This is a genomic window from Carboxydocella thermautotrophica, assembly GCA_003054495.1.
In the GTDB taxonomy this organism is placed as follows: Bacteria; Bacillota.
Genome location: CP028514.1, coordinates 1476401 through 1494030 on the forward strand (window position 1 = coordinate 1476401; position 17630 = coordinate 1494030).

Genomic DNA, 17630 nt, shown 5'->3' on the forward strand with positions numbered 1-17630 from the left:
CCGCTTCCACAGGATAACACCTTACCTCGCTAGTAAAACTGGCCCTTAAAGGGCCAGTTTACTGAAGATATTCTTTACTGCCAATACTGAAGGAGAATCTGCTGGCAATTCAACCAGTGGCTTACCTGCCAGATCATAACGGGCCACTACTTCATCATAAGGAATGGTTCCTACAACCTCTAGTCCGGTAGCCTCAATTTCCGGCTTTAATTCCTCGATTCCAGTTGGTAAAACTTTTGTAATAACCAGATAGATATTTTTTACATTAATACCTACTGTTTTAACAATATCAAATACACGGCCCGCTGAACGGATGCCCCTAGCTGATGCATCACTGACAACAAAAAGATAATCAATATCTGTAACCACTCTTCTGGCTAAATGTTCCATACCTGCTTCATTATCAATTACCACATAGTCATAATTCTGTCTCAGGTTTTCAAGATATTTACGCATTAAGTCATTGGGATAACAGTAGCACCCACTCCCCTGAGGTACCCCCATAACCACCAAATCCACATAATCGGTTTCATTCAATACCTGGCTAAGGCGATACTCTACATAGACATCTTTCGGCATTCCCTCGGGAATAGCTTTACCACCTTTTACTTCATCCAGAATATCTGCGATTGATGCATGCACTTCAATACCGAGTGCTTCATTTAAATTGGAATTAGGGTCGGCATCAACAGCCAGGATTGCACCTTTATTTGCTTCTACCAGTTGTTTAATGAGTAGGGCTGTAAAAGTAGTTTTCCCGACTCCGCCTTTTCCTGCTACAGCAATTTTCATAATTTCTCCCACTCCCTTTGTTTATATATCTCTATTTTATCTTATAGTTGGGATACAAGTCAAAGAGTAAATTTTTTATTAAATCTTTCACCTGCATATTCAATAATTTTACAGCATAAATCCTTATAAGACCACCCTATTGCTCGAGCGGAATCTGGAAATAGACTAGTTTCAGTCATACCCGGAATTGTGTTCACTTCCAGAATATAGGGCTGAAAATTATCATCTATAATGAAATCAACCCGAGAAAGTCCGCTACAACCAATAGCTAAATGAGCCTGACAGGCTAAGTCCTGCACTTTTTCAATCACTGATTTAGGTAATTCTGGCGGAATGACATGTTCACTAAGCCCGGCAGTATATTTGGCCTGGTAATCATAAACAACCCCGGTTTTAGAAATAATTTGGATCAATGGCAAAGAAGTCACCTCATTATTACCCAGCACAGGCGCTGTTACTTCCTTACCCTTAATAAATTTTTCAATTAATATCTCCCTTTCAGGGAACTTAAAAGCTTCCTCTAACGCATTTTCAAGCTCATCTTCCTGCCAGACGAAATATATGCCAATGGTGGAGCCTTGGTTAGGAGCCTTAACTACAAGCGGTAAACTAATTTCATTTTTTATTTTCCCTAAAACTTCCTGTCTATTTTTTTCCCAATGGTAACGGGACACTGAAACAAAAGGAGCTGTAGGTAACCCGGCCTGCATTAATACCTTTTTACTCATTATTTTATCCATAGCAATAGCGCTAGCCAGAACTCCTGATCCGGTATAGGGTATGCCCAGTATTTCCAGCAGCCCCTGGATTGTTCCATCTTCCCCATAAGCGCCATGTAACATAATAAAAGCTAGGTCATACCTTTTTTCAAGAAGTTTTTTGGCAACTTGCTTGTCAACGTCTATCTTATCAACTTCATAACCGGCTTCTAGCAATGCCTTATAAACTGCTTCCCCGCTTTTCAATGATATTTCCCTTTCAGACGACAACCCACCCATTAATAAAGCAATACGAATGGTCATAGACTCTGCCTCCCTTTTCAAGTTCTACATACATTATATTTTTCTGTATAGTCGGTCACAACATCATATTCAGCAGGACAAAAAAATAAAATTACTTAGAAAAAATTACCCTATAAGGAGGGGTATCTTGCGCAAACAGAGTTTACTTGGAGGGACACTAGTCTTATTTTCTTCAAATCTTGTTAATCGAATCCTGGGGTTTATCTACCAGATAATGATTGTAAGTTTAATTGGCTCACAGGGTATTGGGTTGTTTAATATGGTTTACCCAATATATATACTTGTTCTGGTTATTTCTAGTTTTGGATTGCCACTGGCGATAGCAAAATTTGTGGCCGAAAATAATCAAAAAGATCCCGCTTATTCAGTTTATATATTAAGAAAATCAATATTGATTCTGCTTATTTTTTCAACCATAATCACCGGTGCTTTGTATTTATCTCTTGATAGAATTGCACCGCTTTTCTTAACCAACCAAAACGCTTTACCAATTTTAAAAAGCCTTTTATTATCTGTCCCAGTAATTAGTGTGTGTTCTGGTTTTAGAGGTTTTTTTCAAGGTCTTCTCATGATGAATGCACCAGCGATTAGCCAGTTTGTGGAGCAAGTAGTTAGAGTTACTTGCGGTCTTGTTTTTGCATATATTTTGGTCTCCAAAAGCATAGTTTGGGGAGCTATCGGTTCCTCCATTGGAGTTATTGCCGGAGAAACCATCGGTTTTCTTGTTCTACTTTACTTTTTCTTAAAATGGTGGAAGAAAAACAAACGTTTAGCTTTATCATTAAGGAAAAACACCGTGACTACAAAAGAACTTATTCTTTTTTCCTGGCCAGTAGCTTTAAGTAAAATTGTTGCTACTGTACTATTGTCCTTTGAGGCTACTTTAATTCCGCGCCAGCTGGTTAAAGCCGGCATTAATTTAAATGAAGCAACTTCACTTTTCGGTCAATTAAGCGGTATGGCAATTCCAATTCTGGTAATTCCCAGTGTTTTAACATCCGCCTTAGCAACAACATTAGTCCCGGCAATATCTGAAGCAAATTCAGCCGGAAATATACCCTTACTAAGAGACAGGATAAAAACCTCGTTATTTTTTACACTCTTATTCGGACTCCCTGCTGTAGTAATTTTTTACTTGTTTTCTGCCCAGATTTGTTATTTACTGTTTAAACAAATAAATGCCGGTGAGGCGCTACGCATTCTTGCGTTTGGAGGAATTTTTTATTACCTACAACAAACTACAACAGGTATTTTACAAGGGTTAGGACAAACTAAACGACCATTAGAAAATATGCTTTGGGGCAGCTTAGTTGAAATAATATTATTAATAACCCTGGTGCCTATTGCTGTTGATCCTTTTAAAACGGCTTGTTGGGCTATTAATGTTAGTTTTTTTATAACTGCAATCCTTAATATAGTATTTATTACAAAAGATTTAGGTTTCTGGAGTGTTATAGAAACCAAGACTATCTATTTGATTCCGGTAATTTTATTTATGGGATTTGTTGCCATGAAAATTTATCTGCTGATTTTTGTAATAATAAATTCACCTACTTTAAGTTTAATAACTTCAGTAGGCTCAGCAATAATTACATATGCTACTTTATTAATTATTTTTAAGATTTTACCCTATGAATGGTTAAATCGACTTAATAATTATTTCTTTTTCCTTAAAAAATAAAATAATAAAACAATCGAAATTATCAAGAGAATTATTTTATTTAAAATAAGAAATCGCATCTGATCAATGAATGTAACCAACAAGGCCAATATCAAAGGTAACAAAATATTTCTTCTTTTTAATAACAAAAAAAATAGAAAAAAAAGAATAAAATTAAACACTAAATTTACAAAGAACATCCAAACTCACCATCACAATACTATTATATTTTTATTTTATGGTACAGAAAATAAGATCAGAAACTAAAAAAGGAGTGATTCTAATGCCTAAATTTGTAGAACAGTTATTGCCTAAATCCACACTAGATCAGTTCAAGTATGAAATTGCGAAAGAAATAGGTATCTTACCTAAAATTGAAAATGGTTACTGGGGTGATGTTACCGCTGAAGAATGTGGTAAAGTTGGTGGTGAAATTGGAGGAAAGATAGTAAAAGCAATGATTAAAAGAGCCGAGACCATGCTTATAAATAAATATAATATTTAATTTCTGGGCAGTTTTATTTTAAAGGTAGTACCTATTCCTCTTTCGCTGTCTACCCAAATTTCTCCTTGATGTTCTTTTATAATTTGAGCTGATATACTCAGTCCTAATCCTGTTCCAGTTTCTTTAGTCGTATAAAATGGTTTAAAAATATTTTTTATTGTTTCTCTATCTATTCCACAACCATTGTCTTTAACGGACATTAGAAGATAGTTCCCATCTTCCTGTAAAATAATTGTTATCTTGCCATTGCAATTGATTGCTTCAATGGAATTCCTTATTAAGTTAATAAACACCTGCTTAATTTTCTCGGGTTGTCCATACAATAATGAATTCTTTAACTCACTCCTTTTTTCAATTTTAATATTTTTGTCATGGACTAAACTAGACATAATAAATATTATATCATCAATAAGCTGATTAATATCAAAAAATTTTCGTGTATTTTTTTTTGTTGAAAAAGATAAAAATTCATGAATTAACTTGTTCATACGATCCAGTTCGTCTAGGATAATTCGCAAGTGTTCTTTTTCATGAAAGTCTTGTTCCCGGTTCTGTAGTAATTGAATGAAACCTCGTACAGAGGTTAATGGGTTTTTGATTTCATGGGCCAAGCTGGCAGACATCTGCTCCATTAATGCATATCTTTCCGATTTCAACCAATCCTGAGTTACTTTGTATTTATAGTTTTTTTCGCTCACTTCAAGATTTTGTTCAGCTACTTCTAATAATCCTTGTCCCTCGTTATGATCTTTAGGATAAACAGCATAACCAGCTAGAACATACAGGTTATCATGTTGTGAATACCCACTAAATTTCCATTTTCTTGTATTTACATTTTCCTGCAACTTTTTTTCAAATCTTTCTTTTATCTCGTGGGCTTGTTCCAAATCAGAATTGGTTAATAAAACTGCAAAAACATCATCTTTCAAACGCGCAACAGTATCAAAATTTCTGATGGTTTGTCTTAAAATTTCAGCAATCCTAGTTAGATTCCATTCCAGACAACCATTTCTAACACCCGATTCCAGTTTGTTTAAATTAACTATTTTATATACTGCAACAGTAAATTTTTTATTCTCTCTTTTAGCACGCGATATTTCCTCATCCAATTTCATTAAAAAATATTTCCCATTTATTAAATGCGTTAATGGATCAATAATAGCTAATCGTTTTAAACGCTCCTGTAGTTTAATCTGATTCTGTAATACCTGATTATAATTTAAGGCAGCAATACTATTAATTAAAACAACAAGGATATGTATTAATAAAATTAAACAAAGAGAGAATATATCTAAAGACTTATAATAATTAATGATTTCTATTATTATACCCGCTGTTGATAATATTATCAAATAAATAGCCAGGGTACTTTTATTTTCACACAAAAGAAAATAAACAGGTAATGCGAACATTTCCCAAATTAATATATGTAATATTGGATTAATTGTAATATAATGGCTGATAAATAATATTATAACCGGCAATAAATATACGGCAGTTTTTATTAACTTAATAATTTGATTATAGAACAAGCTAATATCACCTCCCCAAAAAACTTGTATTTTATTTTCTACAAACTCTAATTCAATCCTTTGATGAAAAAGATAAAAAAAAGACTATTTTTGTCGAAAACGACAAAAATAGTCTTTACTTATTTTTAAGCCACGGCCTTAGTTTTAAATAATAGTCAACTCCAGACCAAATTGTCATTATCACTGCCAAACCCATAAAAACCGAAGCAAAAGGGAAATTAATCAAATAGGCACTAATCGCAACTATTTGCATGATAGTTTTTAACTTACCTAATATGCTTGCGCTTACAACAACACCTTCTGCAGCAACAATAGACCGTAACCCTGTAATGGCAAACTCACGTCCTATAATAATTATTGCAACCCAGGCTGGAATTTCCCGTAGCTCAACAAGTGAAACAAGAGCCGCTGAAATCAGTAATTTATCAGCTAAAGGATCCAGAAATTTACCTAGTCGTGTAATCTGTTTTCGAGAACGGGCAATATAACCATCAAGTCCATCAGTTGATGCTGCCAGAAGAAAAACTGCAAAGGCAATCCACTTTCCGTAAGGCAATTTGCTTACGAGTATTATCATAAATATTGGTACTAAAAAGATCCGGATCAATGTTAATTTATTAGCTAGATTCATGCACAATCTCCCCTAACAAATCATACTCGTAAGCTTCAGTAATCCTTATATTAACAAAATTACCTGAGGCTAAACTCTGATTTGATGAGAAAAAGATTTTGCCATCCACTTCGGGAGCCTCATACTGGCTCCGACCAAAATATAATCCTTCAGAAGTTGTCCCTTCAACTAAAACTAAAAAGGTTTTCCCTACTCGTTGCTGGTTTTTGGCATAGGATATTTCTTGTTGTACCTGCATAGCTCTTTCCCAACGTTGTTTTTTAAGGTTTTCAGGCACTTGGTTCTCCATATTGTAAGCAACGGTTCCGTCTTCCCGGGAATAAGTAAAAATTCCAACCCGGTCAAATTGCATTTCTTGCATGAACTCCAATAACTCATTAAAGTCATCTTCGGTTTCGCCAGGCAAACCTACTATAAAACTGGTACGCAAAACTATATCTGGTATCTCAGTCCGCAGCTTATAAACTAAATCTTTTATGAACTGTTTATTACCTTTTCGGTTCATAGTGGTTAAAATTTTATCACTACAATGTTGTAAAGGAATATCAAGGTAATGACAGACTTTCGGCAAATTCTTAATGGTTTTGATTAATTCATCGGAAAAAAATATAGGATAGCTGTATAATACTCTAATCCAATTTATATTGTTATTATTATTGATTTCTTGTAATAAATCAACTAACTCTGGCTTACCATACAGGTCAAGACCATAACTGGTAGTATCTTGCGCTATTAATAGGATTTCCTTTACTCCCCGTTCTCCTAATAAATTAATTTCATTTAAAATATCTTCTTTCTTACGACTGCGAAACGCTCCTCTGATTACCGGGATTGTACAATAATGGCAGCGGTTATTACAACCCTCTGCTACTTTTACATACGCATAAAAATTAGGGGTTGTTAAGATACGTGGTTTAGACGAGTCATAAAGGTAATCATCTTTTTTATTAACTTCGGCGATTTTTTTACCAGCCAGTATCTGTTCAACTACATCACCGATTTTATCGATTTCATTAGTACCCAGAAAACCATCTACTTCAGGAAGTTCTTTTTCTAATTCATCATGATATTTCTTACTCAAACACCCAGTAACCACAAGAGCCTGACATTTACCCTTTTCTTTATATTGTGCCATTTCAAGAATAGTTTCTATAGATTCCTCTTTTGCAGACTGAATAAAGCCACAGGTGTTTATAATCAACACATCAGCTTCCTCGGCATTATCGGTTATAGTATATCCTTTATTAAACAAATGTCCCAACATTACTTCTGAATCAACCCGGTTTTTTGCGCATCCCAATGATACAAGTCCTACTCTAACCATTTTTCTACTCCTTCCGTGAGCAAAAAAAGAAATGTCATTACTGACATTTCTTGCAGTAACCATAAAACTTAAGCTGATGATCTGTTATTTTGAACTGAGTTGCCTCAGCTATTGCTTTCTCCAGGGAATCCAGTAAATCATCAGCAAACTCCAATACTTCTCCACAGGATAAACAAATTAAATGATGATGATGATGTTCATCTTGTTCACTAAATTCATATCTACTTCTCCCATCACCAAAATTCATTTTTTGTAAAACACCTAAATCCGCCAGTAAATCTAGTGTACGATATACAGTTGCCATTCCAATTTCAGGATGTTTGGATTTGACCAAACTGTAGATATCCTCGGCCGATAAATGTCTTTCACCATGCTCAAGAAAGGTTTCCATGATAATCCTACGCTGGGGTGTTAATTTATAATCTTTCTCTGCTAAAAGCTGGCAAATCTCTTCAATAGTTTTAGACACAATCCCACCACCATCATGTCTATCTTAATAAATTATATTAACTTCGCTGTTGAATGTCAATCTTCGGAGGCTTAGCGGGAATCAAACAGCCTGGGCCGTTGCCAATCAATTCACTATGCCCTGTCTTAATCAAAGCCTCTTTTACCAGATGATAATTTTGTGGTAACCAGTACTGAATTAAAGCTCTTTGTAAAGCTTTATCATGCATACTTTTCGGAACATACACCTTTTTGCCTGTTAGAGGGTTAATGCCGGAATAATACATAGTCGTAGATAAACTGCCAGGGGTAGGAATAAAATCCTGCACCTGTTCTACCTTCATTTTATTTTTCTTTAAATATACCGCTAATTTTACCGCATCTTCCAGTGTACTACCCGGATGGGAAGACATTAAGTAGGGTACCAGATACTGTTTAAGTCCTAACCTTCTATTAGTTAGCTCATAAAGCTGTTTAAACTCTTCGAATTGTTCTATTGCTGGTTTCCCCATACAGTAAAGGACAACCTTTGAAATGTGCTCAGGTGCCACTTTCAACTGCCCACTAATGTGATGTTTACATAATTCCTCAACTATTTTCTCCTTTTCTCTATCTGCCAGTAAATAATCATATCTAATACCAGATCGAACAAAGACTTTTTTTATCCCTTTTAGGTTACGTACACTTCGTAATATTTCCAGAAATTTATCATGTCTGGGTTTTAAATGTTCACAGGGTTCAGGAAATAAACACTGTCTGTTTTTACACGCTCCGGCCACTGCCTGTTTAGAACAGGCAGGTCCTAAAAAATTAGCAGTTGGTCCACCAATATCATGAATATAGCCTTTAAACTCTGGCTGGTTAACTAATTTTTTTGCTTCCTCTACAATTGATTCTTTGCTTCTGCTTTGAACGATTCGCCCTTGATGCATTGTTAAAGCGCAAAAGTTGCAACCGCCATAGCAACCACGATTAGCAGTTATGGAAAATATCACCTCGGAAAGAGCCGGCACTCCTCCATCCTTGTCATAGATTGGATGCCATTTTCTTTGAAAAGGCAATTCATAAATCTGATCAAATTCAGTTTCCTTAAGGGGAAAAGCTGGCGGATTTTGAACTAGAAATCCCTTGTCTCGATAAGGTTGAATTAAAATTTTACCCCAAAAAGGATCCTGTTCAAGATATTGTTTTCGAAATGCTTCAGCATATACCAGCTTATCCCGACAAATACTCTCATAATCAGGCAAAAATATCACATTCTTTGGATCTAAAGTACCAATTTCTTCTTTTGAAGCAACATAACATAAACCACGAATATTTTTATAATTACCCTTACTACCTTTCTTTAATTCTAATGCTAGCTCTACAATACTTTTTTCCGCCATCCCGTATAACAACAGATCAGCTCCTGAAAGGATTAAAAAAGAAGGTAAAATTTTGTCCTGCCAGAAGTCATAGTGGGCAAAACGCCGCAGACTTGCTTCAATGCCGCCAAGAATCACCTTTTTATCCGGAAAAATTTCTTTAATAACCTGGGTATAAACTAGAGTCGGATAATCAGGTCTTAATCCCATTTTCCCGCCAGGGGAATAGGCATCTCTTTTTCTTCTTTTTTTGGCCGCTGTATAATGATTTACCATGGAGTCCAAATTACCGGCTGTTACCAGGAAGCCAAAACGAGGTGCTCCTAACTTTTTAAAATCATCCTTTTTCTTCCAGTTGGGTTGGGCGATAATCCCTACTTTAAAGCCATTTTCAATTAATACTCTGCTAATAATAGCAGAGCCAAAACTGGGATGGTCAACATAGGCATCACCTGTGATCAGAATAAAGTCAAGATAATGCCAGCCTAAATTCCTCATTTCCTCTTTTGACATCGGTACAAACTCTGGTTGTTGCATCTTTTTCACAAACTCCTCTACAACTGACGATAGTTTTTATCATTAGCTATTATATCACAAACAAGGGACCCTTAATGGGGTCCCTTGCCGAGAATTTTTCGGTTATTTTATCCGGAGTAAATTCTAATACCTGGTCAATATTTCCATTAACAATTACACCGGGCTTAAAGAACAAATTCTTTTTCTCGACATCATCATGGAAACCACCATAAGCCATGAAGTTACCATAACCGCCTCCAATACCAGCCTGTGCCAGCGGCAGTAGAGGCCCTGTACCAAAGATCAGCACATCCTTCAGATAGACATTTTCCAGGAAATCAATTTGTTCCAGTAACAAGCTACGATAATTGTTCAGTGTTTCTACTGATGGGAAATTGGTAAATCCACCTACTACCATGGCAGAGTTGTGAGGAATCTTTCCGCCCAGTAAAGCTGCCATACGCTTGGCCTTAGCCTGCATATCCAGAGCAAATAGATAGTGATAAACAGCAGTTGTTACCAGCTCAGGATCCTTTACAGAAAACTCATCAGGCTGATATCTGGGTACCAGCGGATGAGCATCACCAGCCTGCACCAGGGCAACAATTTTGTCTTTCACAGCGTTAAGCTTGGGATCATTTCCTTTATACTGGGCAACAGCAGTAACATCAATGTAATCCAAAGCACTTAAGTGATAGAAATGCAGCGGATGGTCGTGCAACCAGATTGCCCCCATCATCAGGTTACGCATCAAAACTCCTGCTTCGGGAACAGTGGCGCCAAAGGCCTCATCTAATGCCAATGCAGAAGCCCAACCATGAGAACCAGTACAGACACCGCAAACCCTGTCTGTTACATATACTGCATCCCGTGGGTCTTTACCCTGCAACAGCACTTCAAAGCCACGGAACATTGTACCAGCAGACCAGGCATCTTTAACAACACCATTTTCAACTTCTACTGTTATACTCAAATGACCTTCTATTCTAGTAACGGGATCAATCACAATTTTTTCAGCCATGGATTATTACCCCCTTATTCTTCTTTCTTGGTAAGTTTGCTTCCTGCAAAATGGACAGCTGCAGCAACAGCAGCAGCACCACCGATTACTTTTCCGATGGTATCAACATTAGTTGCTCCAATACCAGGCAGTTCCTTCTGAATAATTTCCTGTTTGTCATATAAGGGAGTAAATTTATGATAAAACTCTGGTTGTGAACAACCAGCGCAGGGAGAACCTGCATTAATACAGAAGTTGGCACCATCATTCCACCAGACCTGAGCACAGTTGGTATAGGTTTTTGGTCCCTTGCACCCCATCAGTAACAAACAATAATCCTTTTGTTTCGGATCATTCCAGTCGGTAACAAACTCGCCATTTTCAAAATGACCACGGCGCGGACAATTGTCATGTAAGAGGTTACTGTAGAATAGTTTTGGGCGTCTGTAGGCATCCAGTTCCGGAGCAGACTTGTAAGTAAGGTAATAAATAATCGTTGCCAGCAGTACTGATGGTTTCACTGGGCAATGTGGCAAGTTGATCACCTTTTGCTTGGTTTGTTCATCAACCACATCTGCCACACCTTTTGCTCCCGTTGGTCCAGCAGCTGGAATACCACCGTAGGCAGAACAAGCTCCAGCAGCCAGAACAACACTAGCATTTTGCGCTGCTTTAATCAGTGTTTCACGCCATGGTTTTCCAGCAACATAACAAAACTTATCATTTTCAGTTGGTACAGAGCCTTCAACAACTAATACATAGCCACCCTCTTTAATGGTTTCTTCCAGAACTTCTTCGGCAATGGTCCCGGAAGATCCCATTACCGTTTCGTGGTAGCGCAAAGAAATCATATCCAGTACAACTTCAGCTGCACTGGGTTTAATGGTAGCCAAAAAAGATTCACTGCATCCAGCACAATCCTGCCCTTCCAGCCAGATTACTGCTGGTTTTTTGGCAGCGCTCTCAACTGCAGCTGCCACCTGTGGTGCAGCCCCCTCCCCCAGGCCGATGGCCGCCGCAGTGGTAGCGCATAGTTTTACAAAGTCTCTTCGAGAGATCCCTCGGGAAATCAATCTTTCCATCAAATCCATATACTTGCACCTCCTGGTTGATTTTATTGAGCTAGTAATGACTGGGCCTCAGAACTTAGCAACACCTTGCTGTCAATAACCTCAACTGGGATATTACCGATCTCCTGCCAGGCCGTATTTTCCCAGGACCAGCTTTTCTGGCATAAAGGACAAAAAAATTCCTGGTACTCCCGCCGCAGCATTAGTGGAAACCGGTCATGTGGACAAATTGAGTAAGTCAGAGCAAAACTATGGTTCCAAGCCCATAAAAAATAAGTATTATTTCGATAAAAGATTTTTTTAGGTGTTGATGATACATCTTCTAGACCGCAGAGAACTACCCCCTCGTTAACCTCTAGCCCTAACGTAGAAGCTTTTTTTATCAACTCGTCACCAACTTCCACAGCTTTTTCCATTGATTTTTTGATGAACCAGTTGAAGAATTCTGCTCTGGTTAACTTTTTCTCTGCCGTCATAGAAACATCACCCCAGTCATTTGCCCATAATTTCGACAATAATAAGAAAATTCCTTCTAAACCTTAATAATCCCCATAAGTACTTATGTAAAAAAAATAGACACAACTATGAGTTGTGCCTAATTTTCTTTCAGTTTTTTTTACTGTGGATATAATGTTTTTTTAATAACTTCACCTTTCTTGCCCATTGTACCAAGATCCTGGCCGTTAACTTTTAATTTAACTGCTGCAGCATTACCCACCCATAATTTAATCATTTTATCACTTTCAAATGATAATTTCTGCCCTTTACCTGCTATTCCCTGCCAGACAATCCCTTTTTCCGTTTCAATCTGCAACCAGGATGTCTCTTGAACAATCTCTACTGTTATCGCAATTTTTTTCTTTTCAACGGTCGGTGGAGGCTGCGTTGTTTCTGACGGTTTTTCTTGCGGTTGCTGGGGTTGTTGTACTGGTAATTGCTGTTTAGGGCTTTCTGACTTTTTTTCAGCTATTTGAGGATGTTTTTGACTAATATTTATGTTTTGCGGTTTGTTAAAAATATAAAAGACTAAAATTACCGCCAGGACTCCTACAGCTACTACAAATAACTTGCTAAAAATTTTTTTCTCTTTTTTCCTCTCCGCTTTGATATTGGCTCTGTGAACTTTTATTACCTCTTCTTCCCCTATTTTAACATTCTGAAAACGCTGGGTTTTGTAACGCAAAAGAATCTCATCGGGGTCTAAACCAAGATAAGTTGCATAATTACGTAAAAATCCTTTAACATAAGCCTCACCAGGAATCTTGTCCCATTCTTCTTTTTCAAGAGCCTCTAAATAACGCCAGCGCATATTAGTTTCTTCTTCTACTTTTTGTAAGGTTAAATTCATACGCTCCCGAGCTTGTCTGAGTTCTTCACCAATTCCGCCCAACACTTATCCCTCCGTTAACTTAAATCAAAGGCATTAATACTAAGTGCGATATCTTCATAATTTATTTCTTCCGTAGGAGTTGCTCTTAGTTCTACTAAATAAGCAAAATCTGACCATGTTAAAAGTCCATGATTGACTAAAAAATCAGGATGTTCAACTACACAAGTGTAATTTCTCACTAATTCTAAAACTAATTCTTTATGCTTATAGCCACCTCTTGTATAGGTGATAATACCATCAATTAAGTAAATATGCTCATTATCAATATTTCCCAGCGATTCCCGGATAGTTTGCCGTAACAGTGAAGACGATACCAGCGTCCAGCGTTTATTGGCATAAACACAAGCAGCAATAGCCGATTCTGTTTTCCCGACTCTGGGTTTTCCCCGTAAACCAATTAATATTGGTGATTGTTTTTCGATTATCTCGCCAAGAAAATCTATCATTACTCCAATATCATTACGAGTAAATTGATAAGTGGCCGGTTCAGATTTTACAGGCTGGATTTTTTGACCATGCTTCACAGCAAGATAATCCAAAAACAGTGGCTTTCTCCAGGCCAGCACTTGAATTGAAGGAATGCGTGCAGCCGCTTGAAAAAAAGCTTCCAGAGCCTGGTCCTCTCCTTCCAGGAGAAAACATCTCCAGTTACCACTGACACCACTAACTTGTAATATATTTATTTTATATAAACCTATTAAAGTAGCAATATCTCCTAACAGTCCTGGGCGATTATCTAAATTCAAATACTCAAAATACTTTTTAGACATGAGCTATTCTCCTAAAGTATTTCTCTAATTCCTCTACACACTCATTGATATTGTCACTGGATATACATACATCAAATTCAGGATCAGGATGATTGGGGAATCCATAGACCTGATCATAATATTCTTCAATTAATATTCTTGCGAATTCATCTAAGTTACCTTCAAATAACATTTCCAAAAGAGTTTTTACTTTTTCATTGCCAAGGCGTTGTCTTAATCTATTTACAGCTGCAGATAATTCCATTCTCTGTTCAGGGTCATTCCAGTAATTTTTTAAGTATGTTTCTACAATTCTTTTGGTTCTGGTTTCTATGCTAGCGTAAATTAACACTTTGTGTCCAGTCTGCATAGTGGTGAAAAATTTTTCCGGTAATAATAAACGGCCAATCCGTTTGCTCTCCCCTTCTACAATAAAGAAGTTATGGGATTGTTCCACTTTCATTAAGTGTTGAAACAATAGGCCTTCAAAGTTTTTCTGGGTTGGTTGTTCTCCTAGACCAATGGCACCAAATACCGAGCCCCGGTTATTGGCTAGTTTTTCCAAATCAATAGCCGGCAGATTTCTTTCTATTAATAATTTATTAATTATTTCAGTTTTGCCTGTGCCCGTATTTCCATAAAGCACAATTGCCCCAGGTAAATCTGCACTGCTAAAATATCTGTGGACTAAGCGACGGAATGCTTTATATCCACCAATCAAACGCAAACAATTTATGTCCATAAAATTCAAGATATAAGCAAAGAACTTTGACCTATGACCTCCACGCCAGCAAAAAATTACAGGAATTTTATCGCCTGCTTTTTCCTTTACCTCTTTTACCAGCGAATAAATTTTGGGTCCAGCGATTTCCAAACCCCGCAATTTAGCTTGTTCAGGGGAAATTTGTTTGTAAATAGTACCAATTTCAGCTCTTTCTTCATCATTAAAAAGTGGTATATTGATAGCACCAGGTATGGTTGCTTCTTGAAACTCTTTCGGTGCCCTTATATCTACAAAAATAGCATTAGTTAGTTTAAGTGCCTCTGCTATTTCTATTTCCTTAACCATTTACAGTTCTCCTTCTATATACTTTTCCAAATTAAGTGTATCATGCAAATACGCTATCTGCAAGTAAAAAGGGAGCAGGATTAAAATTCTCCCCTCCCATCAGCAAAATAGTCATCCGTAACATAATAATTTTCATCAATTTCCCTTCTGACGAAGTTTTGCTTTCTTACGGCACGTATTCTAATCCGTTTAATGTTTTTATGCATCGCGATCCCTCCCGGAATATTGTCTCCTGATTTTTTTCACTCTATAACGGGAGGGATAATTATGAAAACCCATAAAACTGTATATTTGCTGGGCTCAGGATTTTCTAAAGCAGCCGGAGCCCCACTGGGTCGTGAGTTAATGGAGAAGATCTTTGACCAACACGATAAACCTAACATTAATAAAATGAAACACTGGATCTATAAACACATTTTCCCCACGAAAAAAGATTGGATTAGCAATTGTGAAATAGATGAATTAATTAGCCGACTTACTCTCCACTGTTATTATAACAATCAATGCCAACATACTTCGGAATTATTAAATGTAATCATCAAGGAACTGGCCAACTCCGTGAATTGTCAACTGGATAAAGCTGATTTTGCAATCTACCGGAATTTCATTGAGCGTCTCAAACCGCGAGACACAGTGATCACATTAAATTATGATACCATTTTGGAACGAAGCGGAATCAAAGGCAAGACAAGAAATTTGCTAAAGTTACATGGGAGTATCAGCTGGTCGTGGTGTAGCAGATGTAAGTATTATACTTTTCATAGCTCTTGGCAAACAGGAATGATTTGCCCTAAATGCCACTATCCCTTATTGCCTTTGATAGTCCCTCCACAAATTACAATCGCTGAACATTATAGCCCCTTAATTCCCTTTTATAATTATGCCATAAATGCTATTAAAAAATCAGACCGCATTGTTATCATAGGCTATTCCCTTCCTGCAACCGACTATGATATAAAAATGTTGTTGTTGCTTGGGATAAAGCAAAATCCCCGCAAAATTCCCATTTATATTATTAACGGACCTCACTGTGATATAAAAAATTATGAAATCCTCCGCAGGCACCTCATAAAAATAAAAATGACTGCAGAGGATTGGTTAAAATTACAATGAGGACAATAATAATGCTATAATTGTCTTGCCATCGATAATTTCTTTTCGCTTAATCATGTTTAAAGCTTCTTCAGGCGTAAAATAAAGTACATCTATTTCCTCACCTTCATCTAACTCCTGATCTGCTTGATCTTTCAGCTTACATGAAAAAACATACATTTTCTCATCAGTAATTCCGGGACTGGGGAAATAAGAGGTTAATAACATCCAGTCACTACCAGTCCAGCCCGTTTCCTCCTTCAATTCTCGCTGAGCAGCCAGGAGAGGGTCTTCGCCTTTTTCGATTCCACCAGCAGGCAGTTCTAACAAAATTTTATCAATAGCCGGCCTTCTTTGCTGAACAAATGCGATTTTATTATCCGCTCGTTTAGCCAGTATCACTACGGCATCTTTACTGTGCAACCAGGAGAAGATTATCTTCTTCCCTCTTACAACCTCTTCCCTGGACCAAATTTCTTTAGCCACAAACAACACTCCTAAGCACTTTTTTCGATCTTTTTCAGGCTTCCATCCTGCTCAATCCCAAATGCTACAATTTTACCGCTTTTTTCTACTAACTCACAAAAACACGCACGGCAAAACCACAGATTCTGTCGAAGTATACCAATATCTCTGCTCTGGCAGATAGGACAGATAATTAATGTTTCCTTTTTATTTTTATTCATCTCGATTTATCCCTCCAAAAATCAAAATCAAACGCAATAGCTCCAGAACAGCCGTTACAGCTGCAGCCACATAAGTTAGGGCAGCAGCTCGCAAAACAGCACTTACTGCCGGCGATTCACTGCGAGTTATTAGACCAGTACTGCTTAGCAGATTTACAGCTCTTGAACTAGCATTAAACTCTACTGGTAAAGTAATGACCTGGAAAAGCACAGTAAAGGAAAACACAAGTATACCCAACTCAATCAGGTTGGCAGCGTGGAAGAAGAAGCCCAGGAGCAACAGGGGCCAGGACAGAAATGACCCGATATTTACGAGGGGAAAAATCCTGTGTCTGGCAACTAAGGCCCAGTATCCCTCACTATGCTGCACGGCATGCCCTACTTCATGAGCTGCAACAGCCAGACTTGCTATCGAGTTACCGTAATATATGTCAGGTGACAATCTTACAACTTTATGGATTGGATCGTAATGGTCCCCTAGAAAACCTTCCGTGATCTGAACAGGTATATGGGATAAACCCATTTTGTCCAGTAAAATACGAGCCACCACAGCTCCTGTTAAACCTTGCGAGTTTAGTTTGTTCTTATACTGTGAAAAAGTCGTTGTAACTTTCAATTGTGCATACAATGCCAGCAGAATTGCAGGTAATAACAGCCAATCATAGGGTGTCCAAAAAAACATATAACAAATCACTCCTTTTAAATTTATTTATTATGAATAATAACAGAAAAAGACCAACATTATCCAGTAATCACCGGATTAATGCAGGTCTTGCTTGAC

At 37.3% G+C, this 17630-nt stretch carries 19 protein-coding genes and 1 pseudogene; 3 read left to right on the forward strand and 17 right to left on the reverse strand.

Features of this window, described 5'->3' with window-relative positions; genetic code table 11:
• Window positions 1-45: 45 nt before the first annotated feature.
• Window positions 46-792 carry an ATP-binding protein gene (locus CTH_RS07430; protein ID WP_107753442.1) on the reverse strand — a complete coding sequence of 249 codons (747 nt, stop codon included), beginning with the start codon at window positions 790-792 and terminating at the stop codon, window positions 46-48.
• A 59-nt stretch (window positions 793-851) separates the two neighbouring features.
• The gene (locus tag CTH_RS07435; RefSeq protein ID WP_078666403.1) at window positions 852-1814 is read right to left on the reverse strand and encodes a D-alanine--D-alanine ligase; all 963 of its coding nucleotides are present in this window, start codon (window positions 1812-1814) and stop codon (window positions 852-854) included.
• 127 nt (window positions 1815-1941) lie between these two features.
• Between CTH_RS07435 and CTH_RS07440 the strand changes: the two genes are divergently transcribed.
• Together CTH_RS07440 and CTH_RS07450 are read left to right on the forward strand one after the other, a co-directional pair.
• The gene (locus CTH_RS07440) at window positions 1942-3495 is read left to right on the forward strand and encodes a putative polysaccharide biosynthesis protein (protein ID WP_159071876.1); all 1554 of its coding nucleotides are present in this window, start codon (window positions 1942-1944) and stop codon (window positions 3493-3495) included.
• 262 nt (window positions 3496-3757) lie between these two features.
• Window positions 3758-3979, forward strand: a complete 222-nt coding sequence (locus tag CTH_RS07450; RefSeq protein WP_107753444.1) for an alpha/beta-type small acid-soluble spore protein — start codon at window positions 3758-3760, stop codon at window positions 3977-3979.
• On the opposite strand, the gene CTH_RS07455 is transcribed toward CTH_RS07450, so the two are convergent.
• From CTH_RS07455 to CTH_RS14365, 12 genes and pseudogenes are all read right to left on the reverse strand, one after another.
• On the reverse strand, window positions 3976-5511 hold the full coding sequence (locus CTH_RS07455; RefSeq protein WP_078666399.1) for an ATP-binding protein: 1536 nt from the start codon (window positions 5509-5511) through the stop codon (window positions 3976-3978). The two genes, CTH_RS07450 and CTH_RS07455, sit on opposite strands and share 4 nt — an antisense overlap.
• Before the next feature lie 115 nt (window positions 5512-5626).
• On the reverse strand, window positions 5627-6142 hold the full coding sequence (pgsA, locus tag CTH_RS07460) for a CDP-diacylglycerol--glycerol-3-phosphate 3-phosphatidyltransferase (RefSeq protein WP_078666398.1): 516 nt from the start codon (window positions 6140-6142) through the stop codon (window positions 5627-5629).
• Window positions 6129-7466 carry a 30S ribosomal protein S12 methylthiotransferase RimO gene (gene rimO, locus CTH_RS07465; RefSeq protein WP_078666397.1) on the reverse strand — a complete coding sequence of 446 codons (1338 nt, stop codon included), beginning with the start codon at window positions 7464-7466 and terminating at the stop codon, window positions 6129-6131. The genes pgsA and rimO overlap by 14 nt, the downstream gene beginning before the upstream one ends.
• 37 nt (window positions 7467-7503) lie before the next feature.
• Window positions 7504-7935, reverse strand: coding sequence for a Fur family transcriptional regulator (locus CTH_RS07470; RefSeq protein WP_078666396.1), 432 nt, complete (start codon window positions 7933-7935; stop codon window positions 7504-7506).
• 37 nt (window positions 7936-7972) lie between these two features.
• A complete protein-coding gene (locus tag CTH_RS07475) occupies window positions 7973-9814 on the reverse strand; it encodes a YgiQ family radical SAM protein (RefSeq protein ID WP_107753446.1) in 1842 nt (613 codons plus the stop codon).
• A gap of 97 nt (window positions 9815-9911) precedes the next feature.
• Window positions 9912-10814: pseudogene (locus tag CTH_RS07480) on the reverse strand (nickel-dependent hydrogenase large subunit); the annotation flags it as partial.
• 14 nt (window positions 10815-10828) lie between these two features.
• Entirely contained in the window at window positions 10829-11884 is a 1056-nt protein-coding gene (locus CTH_RS07485) for a hydrogenase small subunit (protein ID WP_078666391.1), read from the reverse strand.
• A gap of 23 nt (window positions 11885-11907) precedes the next feature.
• Entirely contained in the window at window positions 11908-12378 is a 471-nt protein-coding gene (locus tag CTH_RS07490) for a hypothetical protein (RefSeq protein ID WP_143311860.1), read from the reverse strand.
• 101 nt (window positions 12379-12479) lie between these two features.
• On the reverse strand, window positions 12480-13253 hold the full coding sequence (locus CTH_RS07495) for a helix-turn-helix domain-containing protein (protein WP_078666389.1): 774 nt from the start codon (window positions 13251-13253) through the stop codon (window positions 12480-12482).
• Window positions 13254-13267: 14 nt separating this feature from the next.
• Window positions 13268-14023: a DUF3388 domain-containing protein gene (locus CTH_RS07500; RefSeq protein WP_078666388.1), complete on the reverse strand. Its 756-nt coding sequence runs from the start codon at window positions 14021-14023 to the stop codon at window positions 13268-13270.
• Window positions 14016-15071 carry a tRNA 2-selenouridine(34) synthase MnmH gene (mnmH, locus tag CTH_RS07505; protein ID WP_078666387.1) on the reverse strand — a complete coding sequence of 352 codons (1056 nt, stop codon included), beginning with the start codon at window positions 15069-15071 and terminating at the stop codon, window positions 14016-14018. The genes CTH_RS07500 and mnmH overlap by 8 nt, the downstream gene beginning before the upstream one ends.
• A gap of 80 nt (window positions 15072-15151) precedes the next feature.
• Window positions 15152-15277, reverse strand: a complete 126-nt coding sequence (locus CTH_RS14365) for a hypothetical protein (protein ID WP_278308207.1) — start codon at window positions 15275-15277, stop codon at window positions 15152-15154.
• Window positions 15278-15338: 61 nt separating this feature from the next.
• Between CTH_RS14365 and CTH_RS07510 the strand changes: the two genes are divergently transcribed.
• A complete protein-coding gene (locus CTH_RS07510; RefSeq protein ID WP_159073837.1) occupies window positions 15339-16184 on the forward strand; it encodes an SIR2 family NAD-dependent protein deacylase in 846 nt (281 codons plus the stop codon).
• Here the strand turns inward: CTH_RS07510 and CTH_RS07515 are convergent.
• From CTH_RS07515 to CTH_RS07525, 3 genes are read right to left on the reverse strand one after another with little or no spacing between them, the layout of a single operon-like run.
• On the reverse strand, window positions 16176-16649 hold the full coding sequence (locus tag CTH_RS07515) for an NUDIX hydrolase (protein WP_159071878.1): 474 nt from the start codon (window positions 16647-16649) through the stop codon (window positions 16176-16178). The two genes, CTH_RS07510 and CTH_RS07515, sit on opposite strands and share 9 nt — an antisense overlap.
• Window positions 16650-16660: 11 nt before the next feature.
• Window positions 16661-16849, reverse strand: a complete 189-nt coding sequence (locus CTH_RS07520) for a hypothetical protein (protein WP_078666384.1) — start codon at window positions 16847-16849, stop codon at window positions 16661-16663.
• Window positions 16842-17531, reverse strand: a complete 690-nt coding sequence (locus CTH_RS07525) for a zinc metallopeptidase (RefSeq protein ID WP_078666383.1) — start codon at window positions 17529-17531, stop codon at window positions 16842-16844. The genes CTH_RS07520 and CTH_RS07525 overlap by 8 nt, the downstream gene beginning before the upstream one ends.
• Window positions 17532-17630: the final 99 nt, after the last annotated feature.

Bases quoted from the DNA above. Each gene is read 5' to 3' on its own strand.
- CTH_RS07430 (WP_107753442.1), bottom strand. From the start codon at position 792: ATGAAAATTGCTGTAGCAGGAAAAGGCGGAGTCGGGAAAACTACTTTT.
- rimO (WP_078666397.1), bottom strand. From the start codon at position 7,466: ATGGTTAGAGTAGGACTTGTATCATTGGGATGCGCAAAAAACCGGGTT.
- CTH_RS07510 (WP_159073837.1), top strand. From the start codon at position 15,339: ATGAAAACCCATAAAACTGTATATTTGCTGGGCTCAGGATTTTCTAAA.
- CTH_RS07485 (WP_078666391.1), bottom strand. From the start codon at position 11,884: ATGGATTTGATGGAAAGATTGATTTCCCGAGGGATCTCTCGAAGAGAC.
- mnmH (WP_078666387.1), bottom strand. From the start codon at position 15,071: ATGGTTAAGGAAATAGAAATAGCAGAGGCACTTAAACTAACTAATGCT.
- CTH_RS14365 (WP_278308207.1), bottom strand. From the start codon at position 15,277: ATGCATAAAAACATTAAACGGATTAGAATACGTGCCGTAAGAAAGCAA.
- CTH_RS07450 (WP_107753444.1), top strand. From the start codon at position 3,758: ATGCCTAAATTTGTAGAACAGTTATTGCCTAAATCCACACTAGATCAG.
- CTH_RS07475 (WP_107753446.1), bottom strand. From the start codon at position 9,814: ATGCAACAACCAGAGTTTGTACCGATGTCAAAAGAGGAAATGAGGAAT.
- CTH_RS07435 (WP_078666403.1), bottom strand. From the start codon at position 1,814: ATGACCATTCGTATTGCTTTATTAATGGGTGGGTTGTCGTCTGAAAGG.
- CTH_RS07520 (WP_078666384.1), bottom strand. From the start codon at position 16,849: ATGAATAAAAATAAAAAGGAAACATTAATTATCTGTCCTATCTGCCAG.
- CTH_RS07500 (WP_078666388.1), bottom strand. From the start codon at position 14,023: ATGTCTAAAAAGTATTTTGAGTATTTGAATTTAGATAATCGCCCAGGA.
- CTH_RS07525 (WP_078666383.1), bottom strand. From the start codon at position 17,531: ATGTTTTTTTGGACACCCTATGATTGGCTGTTATTACCTGCAATTCTG.
- pgsA (WP_078666398.1), bottom strand. From the start codon at position 6,142: ATGAATCTAGCTAATAAATTAACATTGATCCGGATCTTTTTAGTACCA.